The organism is Thalassospira lucentensis, assembly GCF_032921865.1.
Lineage (GTDB): Bacteria > Pseudomonadota > Alphaproteobacteria > Rhodospirillales > Thalassospiraceae > Thalassospira > Thalassospira lucentensis_A.
This window is the reverse complement of record NZ_CP136684.1, coordinates 1,341,338-1,358,243: the sequence shown is the minus strand read 5'-3', so window position 1 is coordinate 1,358,243 and position 16,906 is coordinate 1,341,338. Positions and strand designations below refer to the sequence as shown.

Below are 16,906 nucleotides of genomic sequence, written 5' to 3'. Positions count from 1 at the left end.
GGGAGCTTAACCGTGAGTTTCAAAAACATTCTGACCGAACTGGGCCTGTCCGAGGCCGAGATTTCCAATGGTACGCTTAAGGTTCAGACCCCGGTTGACGGTTCTGAAATTGCGGCTGTTGCCGAGACCGACCCGTCGGAAATGAACGACATCATTGCGCGTTCGAAAAAGGCATTTGCCCAGTGGCGTCAGGTGCCCGGCCCGCGCCGTGGTGAACTGGCCCGTCTTCTGGGCGAGGAACTGCGCGCGGCCAAGGAACCGCTGGGACGTCTGGTGTCGCTTGAATGCGGCAAGATCTATCAGGAAGGTCTTGGTGAAGTTCAGGAAATGATCGATATCTGCGATTTCGCCGTCGGCCTGTCGCGCCAGCTTTACGGTCTGACCATCGCGTCCGAACGCCCGGGCCATAAAATGATGGAAAACTGGCATCCGCTGGGCGTTGTTGGCGTCATTTCCGCGTTCAACTTCCCGGTTGCCGTCTGGTCATGGAACACTGCGCTTGCACTGGTTTGCGGCAACGCGGTGATCTGGAAACCGTCGGAAAAAACCCCGCTTACCGCCCTTGCCTGCCAGAAAATCTTTGAAAAGGCATTGGCGAAATTTGGTGATGCCCCGGAAGGCCTGCATCATGTCGTGATCGGGGATCGTCGCATTGGCGAGGCCCTTACCGACAGCCACGATGTGGCACTTGTTTCGGCAACCGGTTCAACCCGCATGGGCCGCGAAGTTGCCCCGCGTGTGGCGGAACGTTTTGGCCGGACCATCCTGGAACTGGGTGGCAACAACGCGATGATCGTGACCCCGTCTGCCGACCTTGATATGACCGTGCGTGCGGTTGTCTTCTCGGCGGTTGGGACCTGTGGCCAGCGTTGCACGTCCCTGCGTCGCGTGATTGTCCACAAGGACGTCAAAGACGAATTGCTGCCGAAAATCGTTGCCGCCTATAAATCGGTAAAGATTGGCGATCCGCTTGCCGATGGTACGCTGGTCGGCCCGCTGATTGACGAGGACAGCTTCAACAACATGCAAACTGCCCTTGCCAATGCGAAAAAGGATGGCGGGAAAGTGCATGGTGGTGAACGTACACTGGCCGATCAGTATCCGAACGCCTACTACGTCACCCCGGCGGTTGTTGAAATGCCGTCCCAGACCGAAACCGTGCGCAACGAGACCTTTGCGCCGATCCTGTATGTCATGACCTATGAAACGCTTGAAGAAGCCATTGCGCTTCAGAACGGCGTGCCGCAGGGCCTGTCATCCTGCATCTTCTCGACCGATCTGCGCGAAACCGAACTGTTCCTGTCGGCGGTTGGTTCGGATTGCGGGATCGCCAACGTCAATATCGGCCCGTCGGGTGCGGAAATTGGCGGTGCGTTTGGCGGTGAAAAAGAAACCGGTGGTGGACGTGAATCGGGTTCGGATGCATGGAAAGGCTATATGCGCCGCGCGACCAACACGATCAACTATTCCCGCGAGCTGCCGCTGGCGCAGGGGATTAAGTTCGATATCTGATCGGGCACCTGATCGGCTTTGATAGCAAACCCCGTCGGTTCGCCGGCGGGGTTTTTATTTACCCCTGAATGCGATATAATACGTTGTAATACGTCGTAATCGAAAGGCCGATCATGAGCAAAGATACAATGGCAGTGCGTGTTGATGCCGATTTGCGCACACGGCTTGATCAGCTTGCCAATGCGTTCGGCCAGACGCGTTCAAGCATCATCAACGATGCCCTTCGGCAATATGCCGATCATCAGGAATGGCAGATCAACCTGATTGCAGATCGTGCACGCAGTATTGCCGAAGGCCGTGCGAAACTGATCGGGCATGACGATGTGCTTGCCGGATTTGAACAACGCTTCGCGGAAAAATAATCCGGATGCGTATTCAATGGGATAGTCGGGCTGTCGATGATCTGCGTGACATTCTTGATTACATTGACGAACGTAATCCGACGGCGGCCCGCAAAACCTATCAATTGATATCAGGGTCAGTGTCGCAACTCGTTACCCATCCGTTCATAGGTCGCGTCGGACGTGTGGAGCAAACACGCGAAATGATCGTCAATGGAACGCCTTACCTTGTTGCTTATGGTCTGGATGATAATACGGTCACGATAATCGCTGTCTTGCATGCTGCGCGGCGATGGCCCGATGAGTTCTGAACAAAAAAAAGCGGCCCCCGAAGGAGCCGCTTTCTTTAATTCATGGTCAAAGCCAGGCTTGATTAGCCAGCTTTGGAGAAACGTTCTGCAACATATTCCCAGTTCACCAGGTCGTTGATGAACGCTTTGACATAGTCCGGGCGCGCGTTGCGGTAATCGATGTAGTAGGAGTGTTCCCACACATCGCAACCGAGCAGCGGGGTCTGACCGTGGACCAGCGGGTTTTCCGCGTTCGGGGTTTTGGTCACGACCAGTTTGCCGGATTTATCAAGTGCCAGCCAGCACCAGCCCGAACCGAACTGGGTCACGCCAGCCTGAATGAAGGCTTCCTTGAAGGCATCGACGGAGCCGAAATCTTCAACGATTTTCTTTTCCAGTTCGCCCGGAATGTTGCCGCCGCCATTTTTCTTCATCATCTGCCAGAACTCGATATGGTTCCAGTGCTGGGCAGCGTTGTTGAACAGGCCGGCTTTGGATGCATCGCCATAGGATGCAACAACGATTTCTTCGAGCGACTTGCCTTCAAGGCCGGAACCTTCGAGCAGCTTGTTGCCGTTCACAACATAGGCGTTGTGGTGTTTGTCATGGTGAAACTCAAGGGTTTCAGCCGACATGACCGGTGCAAGCGCGTCATAGGCATAGGGGAGAGCAGGGAGTTCAAGAGCCATGATACAGATCCTCGACTTTCGTTATTGGTTTGTGCGGTCAGCACAGGGCTGATGCAACATATCCCCATTACCGCCTGCCGTAAAAGTGAAAATCCCGTGCAACCTGTTGGAAAACTTGTTGCTCTGGATGATCATTGCCTTTTGGCGGGTTCGGAAACGGGCATGATGGAAAACCTCGTGGTCCTAATCCTCGGCCTTTATCTAGGTCAAAGGCAGCAGCACGCAATGGCCAGACGGGCTTTGCGAATTGAGTTACGCTGCATATCCCTTAAACAAGCGAGCCAGCGCATCGTTCCATGAATAGGGAAATTTTCTGAAATCGGTGAATGATCCCCCGACCAGTGGCTTTGTAAAAATCCCCATGGTTCCGATAGCATCGTGTTATCGGGCGCGTTGTACCCCGAGCCGTCAAACCGGCCAGTCCGTTATTCCTTGTACAGGCTGACCATGTTTTGAATGTCGGTACCATTGCGGATCATGACGTCATATTCCCCCTTTTGCAGGCGGGAAATATCGATACGGCACGGGAAAGAGCCGCAATCTTTGTTCAGCGCAATCGATCCGTCCTGAAAGGACAGGATGACTTCGCCTTTTGCCTGATCAGCATGGATGGTGACACTGTCGGTGGTCGCTTTCGGTGCGACACGGATTGCAGCCAGTGCGGCTGTCGTCACTGTCAAAACTCCGACGAGGGCGATTACAACCGGCTTGCTGCGCAAAGATCTAAACATGATGTTTCCTCGCGCTTCTTTTTGGTGAAGCAAAGATGCGCGGTGAAGACGGGAAAATGGGGGCGCAAATGCGGCATTTCCGTGCCGAATGTTTCAATTTTCCAACCGTCACACGTAAAAAGCCCCCTGAACAAAAGGTTAGGGGGCTTTCTACAATCAGTTGAGATGCGAAATTTTTATGAAATCGCTATTTCCGGCGTTCCATTGCGGCCTTGAGAGCTGCAGCCATGGCACCACCGTCATTTCCGGTATTGCCCTGACCGCCTTGATGATTTCCGCCGCGTTGCGGGTTGTGCCGCCCGGTGTTTGTGCGTGCCTGATGGCCGGGATTGCTTTGATTGCCACGGGACTCGGTACGTTTTTCACGGGTGCCTTCGTAATCCGGAGCCGATTTCATCGACAGACCGATACGTTTGCGCGGTGCATCGACTTCCATGACGGTAACCGACACGATCTGCCCCGCCTTGACGACTTCACGCGGGTCGGAAACGAATTTGTCCGCCAGTTGCGAAATATGCACCAGCCCGTCCTGATGAACGCCGATGTCGACGAATGCCCCGAAATTGGTGACGTTGGTGACGGTACCTTCAAGTTTCATACCTGTCTTGAGGTCCTTGATCTCGTTCACGCCATCGGTAAATTTCGCGGTCTTGAATTCCGGGCGCGGATCGCGGCCGGGTTTATCAAGTTCGGCCAGAATGTCGCGGATGGTCGGGACGCCGAACACATCATCGGCATAATCATCCGGGCGCAGCGTTTTGATAAATGGCGAGTCGCCAATCAGGTCTGCCAGTGGCTTGTTGGAACGCGTGCTGATGCGTTCCACCAGTTTATAGGCTTCCGGGTGAACCGCCGATGCATCCAGCGGGTTTTCACCGCCGCGGATGCGCAGGAAGCCGGCACATTGTTCGAACGCTTTGGGGCCAAGGCGTTCGACCTTGCGCAAATCGGCACGTGACCGGAAGGCACCGTTGATATCGCGATAACCGACAATATTGCGCGCCAGCGTTTCCGAAAGTCCGGCAACACGGGTCAGAAGCGGGATGGAGGCGGTATTAAGATCAACACCCACACCGTTCACGCAATCCTCGACCACGGCATCGAGCGATTTGGCCAGTTTGGTTTCCGATACGTCGTGCTGATACTGCCCGACACCAATGGATTTTGGTTCGATCTTCACCAGTTCTGCCAGCGGGTCCTGCAGGCGGCGGGCGATGGATACCGCGCCACGCAGCGACACATCCAGATCGGGGAATTCTTCGGCAGCAAATTGCGACGCGGAATAAATCGATGCACCGGATTCGTTGACAATGACCTTGGTCGCCTTAAGGGCCGGGAAGCGTTTGAGTAACTGACCGGCAAGCTCGTCGGTTTCACGCGAATAGGTGCCATTGCCAATGGCGATGAGTTCGATCTTGTGGCGCGCCGCAAGGGCCGCCAGCGTATTAAGCGCGCCTTCGACGTCATTGCGCGGCTGGAACGGGTAAACGGTTGCGGTATCAACCATTTTACCGGTGGCGTCGATCACGGCAACCTTGACGCCGGTACGAACCCCCGGATCAAGACCCATGGTGGCCTTCTGCCCGGCAGGTGCGGCAAGCAGCAGGTCCTTAAGGTTATCGGCAAAGACCTTGATCGCGTCTTCCTCGGCGCGGTCACGAAGGGTGCCAAACAGGTCAAGTTCGATGGATAGCGACAGTTTGACCCGCCAGGTCCAGCGAACCGTATCCACCAGCCATTTATCCGCGGCACGGCCACGATCCGCAATCCCGACATGGGCGGAAATCATGATCTCGGCCCGGCCCTGCTCGGTGCGGGGGCGGTCTTCGTCGGCGGCACCGAGTGTCAGTTTAAGTTGCAGGATGTTTTCGTTGCGCCCCCTGAACAGGGCCAGGGCGCGATGCGACGGGCAGGTTTTGATTTTTTCGGAATGTTCGAAATAGTCGGAAAACTTAGCACCTTCGGCCTGTTTGCCATCAATCACGCTGGCGCTGATTTCGCCGTCATTCCACAAAAGATCACGCAGTTTGGCAACCAGGTCGGCATCCTCGGCAAAGCGTTCCATCAGGATCTGACGGGCACCATCAAGGGCGGCCTTGGTATCTTCGACGCCTTTTTCGGCATCGACGTATTTTGCGGCTTCGGTTTCCGGATTAAGGTTCGGATTGCCATACAGATCATCTGCCAGTGGCTCCAGCCCGGCTTCGCGGGCAATCTGGGCCTTGGTGCGGCGCTTTTTCTTATAGGGCAGGTACAAATCTTCAAGGCGGGTTTTGGTATCTGCCTCGTTGATGGCCTTTTCAAGTTCCGGCGTCAGTTTTTCCTGTTCGCGGATGCTTTCAAGCACGCTTGAACGGCGTTCTTCAAGTTCGGTCAGATAGCGCAGGCGTTCTTCCAGCGTACGAAGTTGGGTATCATCAAGGCCGCCGGTTTTTTCTTTGCGGTAACGGGCGATGAATGGAACGGTTGACCCTTCGTTGAGCATTTCGATGGTGGCAATGACCTGTTCGGGACGAACCGAAAGTTCTTCGGCGATACGCTGGGGAATTGGACGCATGGTTTCTCCTTGGTTTGCTCGTCTGCCTGAAATAGCGGCTTTCGAGCAGGGGGGAAAGAGCCAGTTTCGGATAAATGGCTGTCTGCATATTTGGCGGATTTTCTCGTTGAAATCGCAAGCTGCTGAAATCGAATGGATTTTGGAAATCCTGCCAGATATTGCTGCCCTATAACTTGCCCGGATGGTGCAGGCGGGCTATTTCTGGGATAACAGTTCAATCGGGCAGCCCCCGACAACCGGAGAATAAGGATGGCCGGAAAGTTCCGCGAGACCGTCATTCACGAGGTGCCAAAAGAAAAGGCCGAACCTAAAACCTCGGAAGAAAAGAACGAAGCCATTGCCGGTGCAGATATGGCACCTGTTCTGTCACAGGATGCGATCAATGCACTGGCCGAAGCCAAGGCCGCCAAGGAAGCTGCTGCCAAGGCGCGCGAAATCGGGGGGCCCAAAGGCCCGGAACCGACCCGTTTTGGCGATTGGGAAAACAAGGGCCGCTGCATCGATTTTTAAGATCGGCCTTATGCGTCGGATAAGGATGTCGGCTGATAATGCGTGCGCAATGTGCGGGTGTCGCGTTTTGTCTGGGTCACAAGCCCGGTTGTCTGGATAAGTGCATTTAGTTCACGCAGAACGATTGCGTGGGCCATCCCGAACAATCGGGCGAATGTTTTGCTGTCACGGGCGATATCCTGTCGGGCGGCGACCAGAATTGCCCCCTGAACCGGACTGAGTTCCGGGTTACTGGCCAAAGCGCGTTCGACCAGATGCAGAAAATGTGCTGCATCTGGTGCGTTATCTTTTTCCCCATGATTTTGGAGCGGGGCGCTCACGCGGATTTTTCCGTGCGAAATGACACCATGATCGATTTGGATGTCGGTGTGTCACTTTGATCACCGGCACTGCCAAGCGGCACCAGAACGTTCAGTTCCGGGTAATAGCCCGCCACACTGCCGCGCGGAATGTCATAGGACACAAACCGGAAATTATTGGCGATCCGTTCGATCCCGTCATCATATTCGCAAATTACGTCAACACGGTCGCCGGACCGGGCATTCAGCATGGCCAGATCATCGGGATGGATAAAGATGACCTTGCGTTCGCCGTAAACCCCGCGATAGCGATCATCAAGGCCGTAAACGGTCGTATTGTACTGGTCGTGTGACCGGAATGTCTGCAAGGCAAATTGCGATCTGCCGCCATCGGCCTTCTGGTTCTGACGGGCCTGTTGGTGGACCGTCTGACGGGGCAGGGCGGTACTGGCAAATGTTGCCTTGCCGCTTGGGGTGTTCCATTCCCGATGGGCGGCATCATTGCGCAGATGGAAACCACGTGGCTTGCGAAGGCGCGTGTTGTAATCGGCAAAGCCCGGAATGGTTGCTTCGATATGGCTGCGGATGCGTTCGTAATCATCGGCAAGGCTGGCCCAGGATACCACGCTGCTGCCAACCGTTGCCTCGGCAATGCCAGCGACAATCGCAACCTCGGACAGAAGATGAGGCGATGCCGGGCGGTTAATACCCGCCGATCCGTGCACCATGCTCATTGAATCTTCGACACTGACCACCTGTGACTGACCCTGGGAATTAAGGTCAATCTCGGTCCGGCCCAGACAGGGAAGGATAAAGGCCGTTTCGCCGGGCATTAGGTGCGAATGATTGGGTTTGGTCGCGATATTGACGGTGAGACGAAGGCTTTTCATCGCCTTTTCGACAAGGGCGCTATCAGGGGTCGCACGGGCAAAGTTCCCGCCCAACCCGATAAAGGCCTTGGCACTGCCATCAAGCATTGCACCGATGGCGGCCAGAACATTGTGACCGTGATTGCGCGGAACCGTGAAACCGAATTCCTTTTCCAAAGCATCAAGGAAGGCGTCGGACGGTTTTTCATTGATGCCCACCGTGCGGTCGCCCTGCACATTTGAATGTCCGCGCACCGGACACAAACCGGCACCCGGCTTGCCGATATTGCCGCGCAGGAACATGAAATTGGCAATTTCACGAATGGTTGGCACGGAATGAAGGTGCTGGGTAATACCCATCGCCCAGGTGCAAATGACACGTTCAGAAGACAGATAGACAGCGGCCGCCTGCTCGATCTCCTGTCGGCTCAGGCCCGACTGGTCTTCGATTTCCGACCAGCTGGTGGCATTGACCGCGGCCCGGTATTCGCGCAGTCCGTCGCAATGTTCATTGAGGAACGCGTGATCAAGCACAGATGGCGCGCCCTTGGCGGTGGCTTCGTCATCAGCGGCAAAGATCGCTTTGCTCATACCCCGGACGGCGGCCATATCCCCGCCCAGGCAGGGTTGGAAATAGTGGCTGGCGATTTCGGTCGAACCGCCATGCAGCATTTCAAGTTTGTCCTGCGGGTCGGAAAACCGTTCAAGCCCGCGTTCCCTGATCGGGTTAAAAACCACGATCTTTGCACCACGCATTGCCGCCCGGCGCAAATCGCCCAGCATGCGCGGATGATTGGTACCCGGATTCTGCCCAAGGACGAAAATGGCATCGGCCTTTTCGAAATCCTCAAGAAGGACCGTGCCTTTGCCCACACCGATTGCCTGACGCAAACCAACGCCGCTTGCTTCGTGGCACATGTTTGAACAATCGGGGAAATTATTGGTGCCAAAGATGCGCACAAAGAGCTGATAGAGATAAGCGGCCTCGTTGCTGGCACGGCCTGATGTGTAAAACTCGGCCTGATCGGGGTTGTCCAATCCTTTGAGGATGTCACCAATCTCGGCAAAGGCATCTTCCCATGCGACCGGCTGATAGGTATCGCTTTGACGGTCATAGCGCATCGGATGGGTGATGCGGCCGTTCAGTTCCAGCTCGTAATCGCTCAGTTTGCGGAGTTCGGTTACGGTATGTTTGGCAAAGAATGCCGGTGTCGCCCGCTTTTCTGTCGCTTCCCAGGAAACGGCTTTGACGCCGTTTTCACAAAATTCAAAGGATGACCCGTGCTCGGGATCGCCCCAAGCACAACCCGGGCAATCAAAACCGTCAGGCTGATTGGCCTTAAGCATCGTGCGTGCACCGGTCAGGGGACTGCCGCTTTGCAATAATTGCTTACCGCAACTTTTCAGCGCACCCCAGCCACCAGCGGCCGATGATTTTTTTCCAATAAATATTTCGTTCATGCCGGCATCTATTTGCCAGATCGGAAATTAGGTCAAGTATGCAGACCTAATGGGGTGATAGAAAAAATTTATCAAACAGATCCGGCGATGATTTGAATGTGTTCAAAACGCAATCGGGGCCGGAACCAATTGATGGTTCCGACCCCGAGCCGTTTTTAGCAATGCTGTAAAGGCAGATTATGCGCCGCGGATTGCCTTGATATTGTTGGCATATTCCGACGGGCCGCCTTTGAAGGTTGCCGATCCGGCGACCAGAACATTGGCACCTGCCGCGATCACCTGTGGGGCGATTTCCGGGTTCACACCACCATCGACTTCAAGGTCGATATCACGACGGGTCGCATCGATCATCTTGCGGATGCGTTTGATTTTTTCAAGCTGGCTTGGAATGAATTTCTGGCCGCCAAAGCCGGGGTTCACGGTCATGACCAGCACCAGATCAACCATGTCCATGACATATTCGATCACGCTTTCCGGCGTCGACGGGTTCAGCGACACACCGGCTTTCTTGCCAAGCGACTTGATCAGCTGAAGCGAACGATGCAGATGCGGGCCTGCTTCGGCATGGATGGTGATGATGTCGGAACCGGCATTCGCGAAAGCTTCGATATAGGGATCGACCGGTGCGATCATCAGATGAACGTCAAACACCTTGTCGCTATGGGGGCGCAGTGCCTTGACCACATCCGGACCGATGGTGATGTTGGGCACGTAATGGCCGTCCATGACATCGATATGGATGTAATCCGCCCCGGCGGCATCAACCGCGCGGACATCAACGCCCAACTGGGCGAAATCGGCGGAAAGGATCGAAGGTGCGATTTTAATGGCGTTTGATGCGGTCATGGCGCGGCAAAGGTCCTGAAGCGGGTTGGGATATGGGAATTTCGCGGTTCTCATACCCCAAAAACGCGGTCCTGTCATCCAACCGGCGCGAATGGCAGCCCTGTCATGTTCCGGGGCAGGGCCGGATCAGGATTTCTTGACCAGCCGTGCACAGAAGAAGCCATCAATCCCGCCATATTCCTGCATATGGAGCGGCAGGATGCGAAGCTCTCCGGCATCGTTGATCGCCTCACTCCAGCCACCGAGTTCATCGGCCGTAATCGGTTTGCGTTCGTAATTCGGGTGGTCGGCCAAGAACGATTTGACCTGATGCTCGCCCTCTTCGGGTTGCAGCGAACAGGTGCAATAGATCAGTTCGCCGCCAACATTCAGAAGCTTGTCAGCCTGATTGAGCAGCTTGGTCTGAATCGGCAGAAGCGATCGCATCAGTTTGTCGTTCTGACGCAGCAGAATGTCCGGATGGCGACGAATGGTGCCGGTTGCCGAACAGGGGGCATCAAGCAAAACCGCATCGGCACGCGGCGTATCGGGTGCGAGATCGGTGGCATCCCCGATAACAACGGCGGCACCGAGTTCAACCCGTTCAAGGTTTTCATAGACGCGTTTCAGGCGGCCTTCGGATTTATCAACCGCAATGGCCTGTGCGCCAAGAGCCGCCAGCTGCATGGTTTTTCCGCCCGGTGCAGCGCAGAGATCATAAATGGTTTTGCCCTTGTGAGCCGAAAACAGCTTGGCCGGGATGGATGCCGCCGCGTCCTGCACCCACCATTTTCCGTCTTTATAGCCCGGCAGGTTGCGGATGCGACGCCCGCCTTCAAGCCGGACCGTGCCGGTCGGAAGGACGATACCGTCCATTTTTTCCGCCCATTCGGCGGCCTCAGTCGGGTCTTTGATCGAAAGGTCAAGCATGGCATAGCCAAGGCTTGCCTGTGCAATGCCCTGGGCCACGTCCGCGCCATAGGCCTTTTTCCATGATCCGCGCAGCCATGCCGGAACGTTCAATTGCCAGTCTTCGACATTTTCAGGCCATTCAAAGCCGTCGCGCTGCAAACCGCGCAAGACGGCATTGATCAGTTTGGTGTACCGATGAAGCCCGGCATCGCGCGCCAGATTAACCGTGCTGTCAACTGCACCGTGATCGGCTGTATCCATGAAAAATAGCTGGGCGATACCCAGACGCAGGATATTGGTCAGTCGTGCGGCGGTGCGATCTTGTGGCGGGTGATAGCGTGGGGCGAGCATGGCATCAATTTCACCGAGATGGCGCAATGTCGTACCCAGCAATTGGCGCAAAAAATTGCGGTCCAGTGACGGCAGGCCATAACCATGTTTTGACAGAAGCTCGTCCAGTGTTACTTCCCCCCCACGCAGTTCCTGCAGGGTTTTGAGCGCCAGCATTCGCGGATCGGGAAGATCGGCCGGTTGAGTATGGCGGTTATCCGTGCGAGAGCGGCGTTCTGTCAAAAGGGTATCTCCAGTTTCGGGTTATGGCTTGTAAGTAAGCGCCCTTGATAGGGCTGTAAAGCACTTAACCGCAGGATTTCCAGCATGGCTGGCCTGCCTGATGTTTTCCAAAGACATTGAAAAACCTTGCGATGGAGACGGGTGCCCGGTAATCCAGACGGATCATTAGAAAGAAACGGGCGACACAGATGTCTTTTGCCGCACTTGCGATTTTTTCCGGCTGCTTTCTGATCGGCTCTATGTTGCTGACCTGGGCGGTGTTGCTTTACCTGCGGCGCAAGGCGATTCTCGATATGCCCAATCATCGTTCCAGTCATGCGGTGCCGACCCCGCGCGGTGGTGGATTGGCGGTGACGCCCCTTTTGATCGTCATGGTCGGGGCCGTCTTTTTATGGTCCGGGAATGCGGGCTTACAGGAATGGTTGATGCTGATCGCAGCCGTAGGGCTTGGTACGCTAAGCTGGCTTGATGATCGACATAATCTGTCGCCAGCCATTCGTTTTGCCTGTCAGTTCGTTGCCGTGATCGTCGGTGTGTTCGCGATTGACAGTCCTGTCCTGCAAGGGCTGGTGCCAATGTGGCTGGATCGTATTCTGGTCGTTCTGGCTTGGGTCTGGTTCCTTAATCTGTTCAATTTCATGGACGGGATTGACGGCATTACCGGGGTCGAAGCAGGTTCTATCGGGTTGGGTATCTTTATTCTCGCACTTTTGGCTCCATTACCCGAATTTGTTGACCTTGGTTATATCGGGCTTGGCGTTCTGTCGATTATGGCCGGTTTCCTGATCTGGAACTGGCATCCTGCGAAGCTGTTCCTGGGGGATGTCGGGTCCGTACCGCTGGGGTTCGTTCTGGGCTGGCTATTGCTGGAACTTGCTGCACGCGGGGCGTGGATGCCAGCATTGATCCTGCCGTCATACTATCTGCTGGACGCAACTTTCACCCTTATCAGGCGGGGGCTTCGTGGCGAGAAGGTCTGGCAGGCACATCGTGAACATTTCTATCAGCAGGCCACCCAGCGCGGTATGAGCCATGCACGGGTTTCAGCCCTGATTGCACTGGCAAATATGGCGCTTATCATTGTTATTTTTGTCCCGATGGATATCGCGGTATGGCTGCGTTTGATTCCTGTTGCGATGATATTGGCGTTACTGATCACGGAATTGGTGTTTTTGCCTGTCAGGGGTACGGAGCCGAAATAGTGTGAAAGTTGTGCTCGATCGGATAGCTTGACTTGTCACAGGCCGGACGCGAAAAGAAAATCCGTGCTCGTACCAAAGGGTTGCGGGTATTATGAACCACACAAGAATTCCGGTAAGGGACCGCATGTCGCGTTTATTTCAGCGTAGCCATATTGCCTTTGTCCATGACGTGATGATGGCGGCGATTTCGCTACCCGCAGCATTATATCTGCGGGTCGGCGATGGTGTGGTTTTTTACAATCCGCAAAACATCCTGTTTTCGGTATCAGTTTTTACCGTCATCGCCGCAATGACATTCTGGGTTTTCGGACTTTACCGTGGCATCTGGCGCTATGCATCACTGAACGATCTCATGCGGATTGCCAAGGCGGTAACGGTTGCGATCGGGGTATTGTTCTCGGTGTTGTTTCTCACCGCAAAGCTTGAATGGTTGCCGCGATCAACGCCGATTATTCAATGGTTCCTGTTGATGGCGATGCTTGGCGGGTCAAGGCTGATTTACCGGGTTGCCAAAGACAAGACGACCGCCCGTGCCATGGTGCGACAGGGCACCCATCGTGTGCCGGTTCTTTTGATCGGAGCCGGAGACGAGGCCGAGGCCTTTATCCGTGAAACGTTTCGATCTGCGAACACCCCGTTTGACGTTATCGGTATTGTTTCTCTGACCGATAGTCGTGTCGGGCGGAATATGCATGGCATTGATGTGCTGGCAACCGCAGACAAGCTCGAAGACGCTTTGGGCAAGCTTGAGAAAAGCAAACGTGGTTTGCCACGCCGTCTAGTTTTAACCGGGGATGCATTGCGTCATGACGACATCACCAAATGGGTCGAAATTGCTGATCTGCACGGGATGACCTTGACGCGCTTGCCTGAGCTGAGTGATTTACGTGAAGGGCTTGCCGATCCGCTGCAGATTCGCCCGGTTGCGATTGAGGATTTGCTGGGACGGCCGCAGGCCCGGCTTGATCGTGACAAGGTTCGTCAGATGATTGTCGGACGGCGGGTTCTGGTGACAGGCGCTGGTGGCTCAATCGGGTCGGAACTCGTGCGACAGATTGCGGCCTATGGCCCTGCAAGTATTACCTTGCTGGATGCGGGTGAATATAATCTCTATGCCATTGATATGGAGATGGCGGAAAAATATCCTGATCTTCCCCGCGAAAGTATTCTCGGTGATGTGCGTGATCGCCTCAGGATTGATCAGGTTTTTGCGGCCCAACAGCCGGAAATCGTTTTCCACGCAGCAGCCTACAAACATGTGCCGTTGGTTGAGCATAACCCGAATGAAGGCATTCTGACCAACACGCTTGGGACCCGTAACGTTGCCGAGGCGTGTCGTGCTGCTGGTGTTGAAACCATGGTTCTGATTTCAACAGATAAGGCCGTAAACCCTGCCAACGTCATGGGGGCGTCAAAACGTTTGGCAGAATGTTATTGTCAGGCGCTTGAAACTCTTCCGTCGGATCAGCGGGGGGGGACACGCTTTGTCACCGTACGGTTTGGCAATGTTCTGGGGTCGACAGGATCGGTGGTGCCCTTGTTCCGTCGTCAGCTAGAGGCTGGTGGGCCGCTGACCGTGACGCATGAGGGCATCACGCGATACTTCATGACGATTGCCGAAGCGGTCGAACTTGTTTTGCAGGCTGCCGAGCTTGGCAAACATGGTGTTACAGAGGGTGGCAAGATTTTCGTTCTCGATATGGGACGACCGGTAAAGATCATCGATCTGGCGCGTCAAATGATCCTGCTGTCGGGGCTGCGGCCAGGCAAGGACATTGATATCAAGGTCACAGGCCTGCGCCCGGGCGAGAAGCTTTATGAAGAACTGTTCCATGATGGTGAACCGCCGGAACCGACTGAAACCGATGGGGTTATGCTGGCCGCACCGCGTGTTGTTGATTATGCCCTGATTAAGCAGGTGTTCGATGAGCTCGGCGAGAGTGCTGCAAGCCGTGATACGCACAAGACCCTGGAATTGATGAGCCGTCTTGTTCCGGAATTTCAACCGCCTGAGATTGGTGTTAAATCCTTCTTTGCCAAGAGTGAACCCGAAAAGCTGGATAAAGCAGCAAGCGGTCAATGATCTGATAATGGCTCCTGGCGCTGACATCTGCGCAGTCCGGCCTGCGGCCATGCAACATTTCGGGGTCCACATTTTGGCGCGTGCGTGATAAAGCTCCGCGCGAAACATGGTTCGGACTCATTGATCATGTGTCGGCCCGAATGAAAATCAGCGGTTTTCACTCATCATAAAGCCGATTGCCCGCAAACGTCATTACCCCGTATGCACCAGTAGCAATACGGAGTAGGCCGATATATCATCAATGGGTCCGGGGCCTTCATCATTGACGATGTATTGAAAGCGAACCCGATGACTGCTCGTATTGCGCGCGCGCTGATCTCCGTTTCCGACAAGACCGGTTTGGTCGAATTTGCCAAATCCCTTCATGAACAGGGTGTTGAAATCCTGTCTACTGGTGGTTCTGCCAAGGCCATCGAAGCTGCTGGTATTCCTGTAAAGGAAGTTGCCGATCACACCGGTTTTCCCGAAATCATGGACGGTCGCGTCAAGACTCTTCATCCGAAGATTCACGGCGGCCTTCTGGGCCGCCGTTCTCTTTCCAGCCATATGCGGGCGATGCAGGATAACGACATTTCGCCGATCGATCTGGTGTGTGTGAACCTTTATCCGTTCGAAGAAACCGTTGCCAAAGGTGCGGATTTCGACACCTGCATCGAAAACATCGATATCGGCGGACCGAGCATGATCCGTTCGGCAGCAAAGAACCATGAATCGGTTACGGTTGTTGTCGATCCTTCTGACTACGACCGCATTGTTGCCGAAATGAAAGACAATGCAGGTGCCACGACGGCTGAAACCCGCCGCGTTCTGGCCGCCAAGGCTTTTGCCCGCACGGGGGCCTATGATTCGGCCATTTCAAGCTGGTTTGCCGGTGAGCTTGGTGAAACCTTCCCGCAGCGCCTGAATGTTTCTGCCGAACTGAAACAGACCCTGCGTTACGGTGAAAACCCCCATCAGCAGGCTGCGTTCTACACCAACGGCAAGAACCGCCCGGGCGTTGCCACCGCAACCCAGCTTCAGGGTAAGGAACTGTCATTCAATAACCTGAATGATACGGATGCGGCGTTCGAGCTGGTGTCCGAGTTTGATGAAAAACCGGCTGTTGCCATCATCAAGCACGCCAATCCGTGCGGTGTTGCCGAGGGGGCAACCCTGATTGAAGCCTATAACAAGGCGCTGTCCTGTGACCCGGTTTCGGCCTTTGGTGGCATCATCGCGGTTAACCGTACCCTTGATAAGGCCACTGCCGAAGAAATCGCCAAACTGTTTGCCGAAGTCGTGATTTGCCCGGATGCCGATGACGCGGCGAAGGAAGTTCTGGCAACCAAGAAAAACCTGCGTCTTCTGGTGACCGGCGGCATGGCCGACCCGGAAGGCGAAGACATGACGCTTCGTTCGCTGGCCGGTGGTTATCTGCTTCAGAACCGTGATGCCGGTCGTGTAAAGCGTGACGAGCTTAAAGTCGTCACCAAGCGCAAGCCGACCGAAGCAGAGCTTGATGATCTTCTGTTTGCTTTCCGAGTTGGCAAGCACGTCAAATCAAACGCCATTGTCTATGTCAAAGACGGCAAGACCGTTGGTGTTGGTGCCGGGCAAATGAGCCGCGTTGACAGCTCGCGTATTGCGGCATGGAAAGCAGAAGAAGCTGGCAAGAATGCTGGTGAAGGCGAACTGCGCACCATGGGCTCGGTGGTTTCGTCTGATGCGTTCTTCCCGTTTGCCGATGGCCTTCTGGCGGCGGTCAAGGCCGGGGCAACTGCCGTGATCCAGCCGGGTGGTTCGATGCGTGACGAAGAAGTCATTGCCGCAGCCGATGAGCATGACATTGCCATGGTCTTTACCGGCATGCGTCATTTCCGTCACTAAGCGTGGATGATGCCAAACTGAAAAACCCCGGGGCTTTCCCCGGGGTTTTTCGTTGCCTATTTGATACCACTATGATCGGCATGGCGGCTACTCGCGTTATCGTGTCGAAACAGACCAGTTGCCTGTAATATTAGAATAAAACCGGATACAAAAATAAGCCAATTGACTGAATGCGGTTGTTCTTGG

The 16,906-nt window shown here is 54.9% G+C and carries 15 protein-coding genes; 8 read left to right on the top strand and 7 right to left on the bottom strand.

The genetic code is table 11. The annotated features are described in order from the left end of the window. Positions 1–12: 12 nt before the first annotated feature. The 3 genes from R1T41_RS06780 (at position 13) to R1T41_RS06770 (ending at position 2,164) form a co-directional block, all read left to right on the top strand. Positions 13–1,512 (top strand): aldehyde dehydrogenase family protein, encoded by a 1,500-nt coding sequence (locus R1T41_RS06780; protein WP_317340802.1) that lies wholly within the window; start codon positions 13–15, stop codon positions 1,510–1,512. A gap of 113 nt (positions 1,513–1,625) precedes the next feature. Continuing rightward, complete coding sequence (locus R1T41_RS06775; protein ID WP_114109352.1) at positions 1,626–1,874, top strand: CopG family ribbon-helix-helix protein; 249 nt, start codon at positions 1,626–1,628, stop codon at positions 1,872–1,874. A 5-nt stretch (positions 1,875–1,879) separates the two neighbouring features. Next, positions 1,880–2,164, top strand: coding sequence for a type II toxin-antitoxin system RelE/ParE family toxin (locus R1T41_RS06770; RefSeq protein ID WP_097051733.1), 285 nt, complete (start codon positions 1,880–1,882; stop codon positions 2,162–2,164). 62 nt (positions 2,165–2,226) lie between these two features. Here the strand turns inward: R1T41_RS06770 and R1T41_RS06765 are convergent, their stop codons facing one another. From R1T41_RS06765 to R1T41_RS06755, 3 genes are all read right to left on the bottom strand, one after another. Beyond that, complete coding sequence (locus R1T41_RS06765) at positions 2,227–2,832, bottom strand: superoxide dismutase (RefSeq protein WP_007088675.1); 606 nt, start codon at positions 2,830–2,832, stop codon at positions 2,227–2,229. Positions 2,833–3,257: 425 nt separating this feature from the next. Then, a complete protein-coding gene (locus tag R1T41_RS06760; RefSeq protein WP_062950398.1) occupies positions 3,258–3,563 on the bottom strand; it encodes a hypothetical protein in 306 nt (101 codons plus the stop codon). Between the two features lie 187 nt (positions 3,564–3,750). Further along, the gene (locus R1T41_RS06755; protein WP_317340799.1) at positions 3,751–6,120 is read right to left on the bottom strand and encodes a Tex family protein; all 2,370 of its coding nucleotides are present in this window, start codon (positions 6,118–6,120) and stop codon (positions 3,751–3,753) included. Between R1T41_RS06755 and R1T41_RS06750 the strand changes: the two genes are divergently transcribed. Next, the gene (locus R1T41_RS06750) at positions 6,119–6,292 is read left to right on the top strand and encodes a hypothetical protein (protein WP_317340798.1); all 174 of its coding nucleotides are present in this window, start codon (positions 6,119–6,121) and stop codon (positions 6,290–6,292) included. The two genes, R1T41_RS06755 and R1T41_RS06750, sit on opposite strands and share 2 nt — an antisense overlap. 77 nt (positions 6,293–6,369) lie before the next feature. Then, the gene (locus R1T41_RS06745) at positions 6,370–6,630 is read left to right on the top strand and encodes a DUF1674 domain-containing protein (protein ID WP_062950403.1); all 261 of its coding nucleotides are present in this window, start codon (positions 6,370–6,372) and stop codon (positions 6,628–6,630) included. A gap of 8 nt (positions 6,631–6,638) precedes the next feature. Here the strand turns inward: R1T41_RS06745 and R1T41_RS06740 are convergent, their stop codons facing one another. From R1T41_RS06740 to R1T41_RS06725, 4 genes are all read right to left on the bottom strand, one after another. Beyond that, positions 6,639–6,950: a hypothetical protein gene (locus R1T41_RS06740; protein WP_317340796.1), complete on the bottom strand. Its 312-nt coding sequence runs from the start codon at positions 6,948–6,950 to the stop codon at positions 6,639–6,641. Continuing rightward, the gene (locus R1T41_RS06735; RefSeq protein ID WP_317340794.1) at positions 6,947–9,259 is read right to left on the bottom strand and encodes an FdhF/YdeP family oxidoreductase; all 2,313 of its coding nucleotides are present in this window, start codon (positions 9,257–9,259) and stop codon (positions 6,947–6,949) included. The genes R1T41_RS06740 and R1T41_RS06735 overlap by 4 nt, the downstream gene beginning before the upstream one ends. A gap of 177 nt (positions 9,260–9,436) precedes the next feature. Further along, complete coding sequence (gene rpe / locus R1T41_RS06730; RefSeq protein ID WP_317340793.1) at positions 9,437–10,105, bottom strand: ribulose-phosphate 3-epimerase; 669 nt, start codon at positions 10,103–10,105, stop codon at positions 9,437–9,439. Positions 10,106–10,231: 126 nt separating this feature from the next. Further along, on the bottom strand, positions 10,232–11,569 hold the full coding sequence (locus R1T41_RS06725) for an RsmB/NOP family class I SAM-dependent RNA methyltransferase (protein ID WP_317340791.1): 1,338 nt from the start codon (positions 11,567–11,569) through the stop codon (positions 10,232–10,234). A gap of 188 nt (positions 11,570–11,757) precedes the next feature. Here R1T41_RS06725 and R1T41_RS06720 point away from each other — a divergent pair, with 188 nt between their 5' ends. From R1T41_RS06720 to purH, 3 genes are all read left to right on the top strand, one after another. Continuing rightward, positions 11,758–12,771, top strand: coding sequence for a glycosyltransferase family 4 protein (locus tag R1T41_RS06720; RefSeq protein WP_317340789.1), 1,014 nt, complete (start codon positions 11,758–11,760; stop codon positions 12,769–12,771). A gap of 124 nt (positions 12,772–12,895) precedes the next feature. After that, positions 12,896–14,854, top strand: a complete 1,959-nt coding sequence (locus R1T41_RS06715; protein ID WP_317340787.1) for a nucleoside-diphosphate sugar epimerase/dehydratase — start codon at positions 12,896–12,898, stop codon at positions 14,852–14,854. A 288-nt stretch (positions 14,855–15,142) separates the two neighbouring features. Next, positions 15,143–16,720 carry a bifunctional phosphoribosylaminoimidazolecarboxamide formyltransferase/IMP cyclohydrolase gene (gene purH / locus R1T41_RS06710; RefSeq protein ID WP_317340785.1) on the top strand — a complete coding sequence of 526 codons (1,578 nt, stop codon included), beginning with the start codon at positions 15,143–15,145 and terminating at the stop codon, positions 16,718–16,720. Positions 16,721–16,906 lie beyond the last annotated feature (186 nt).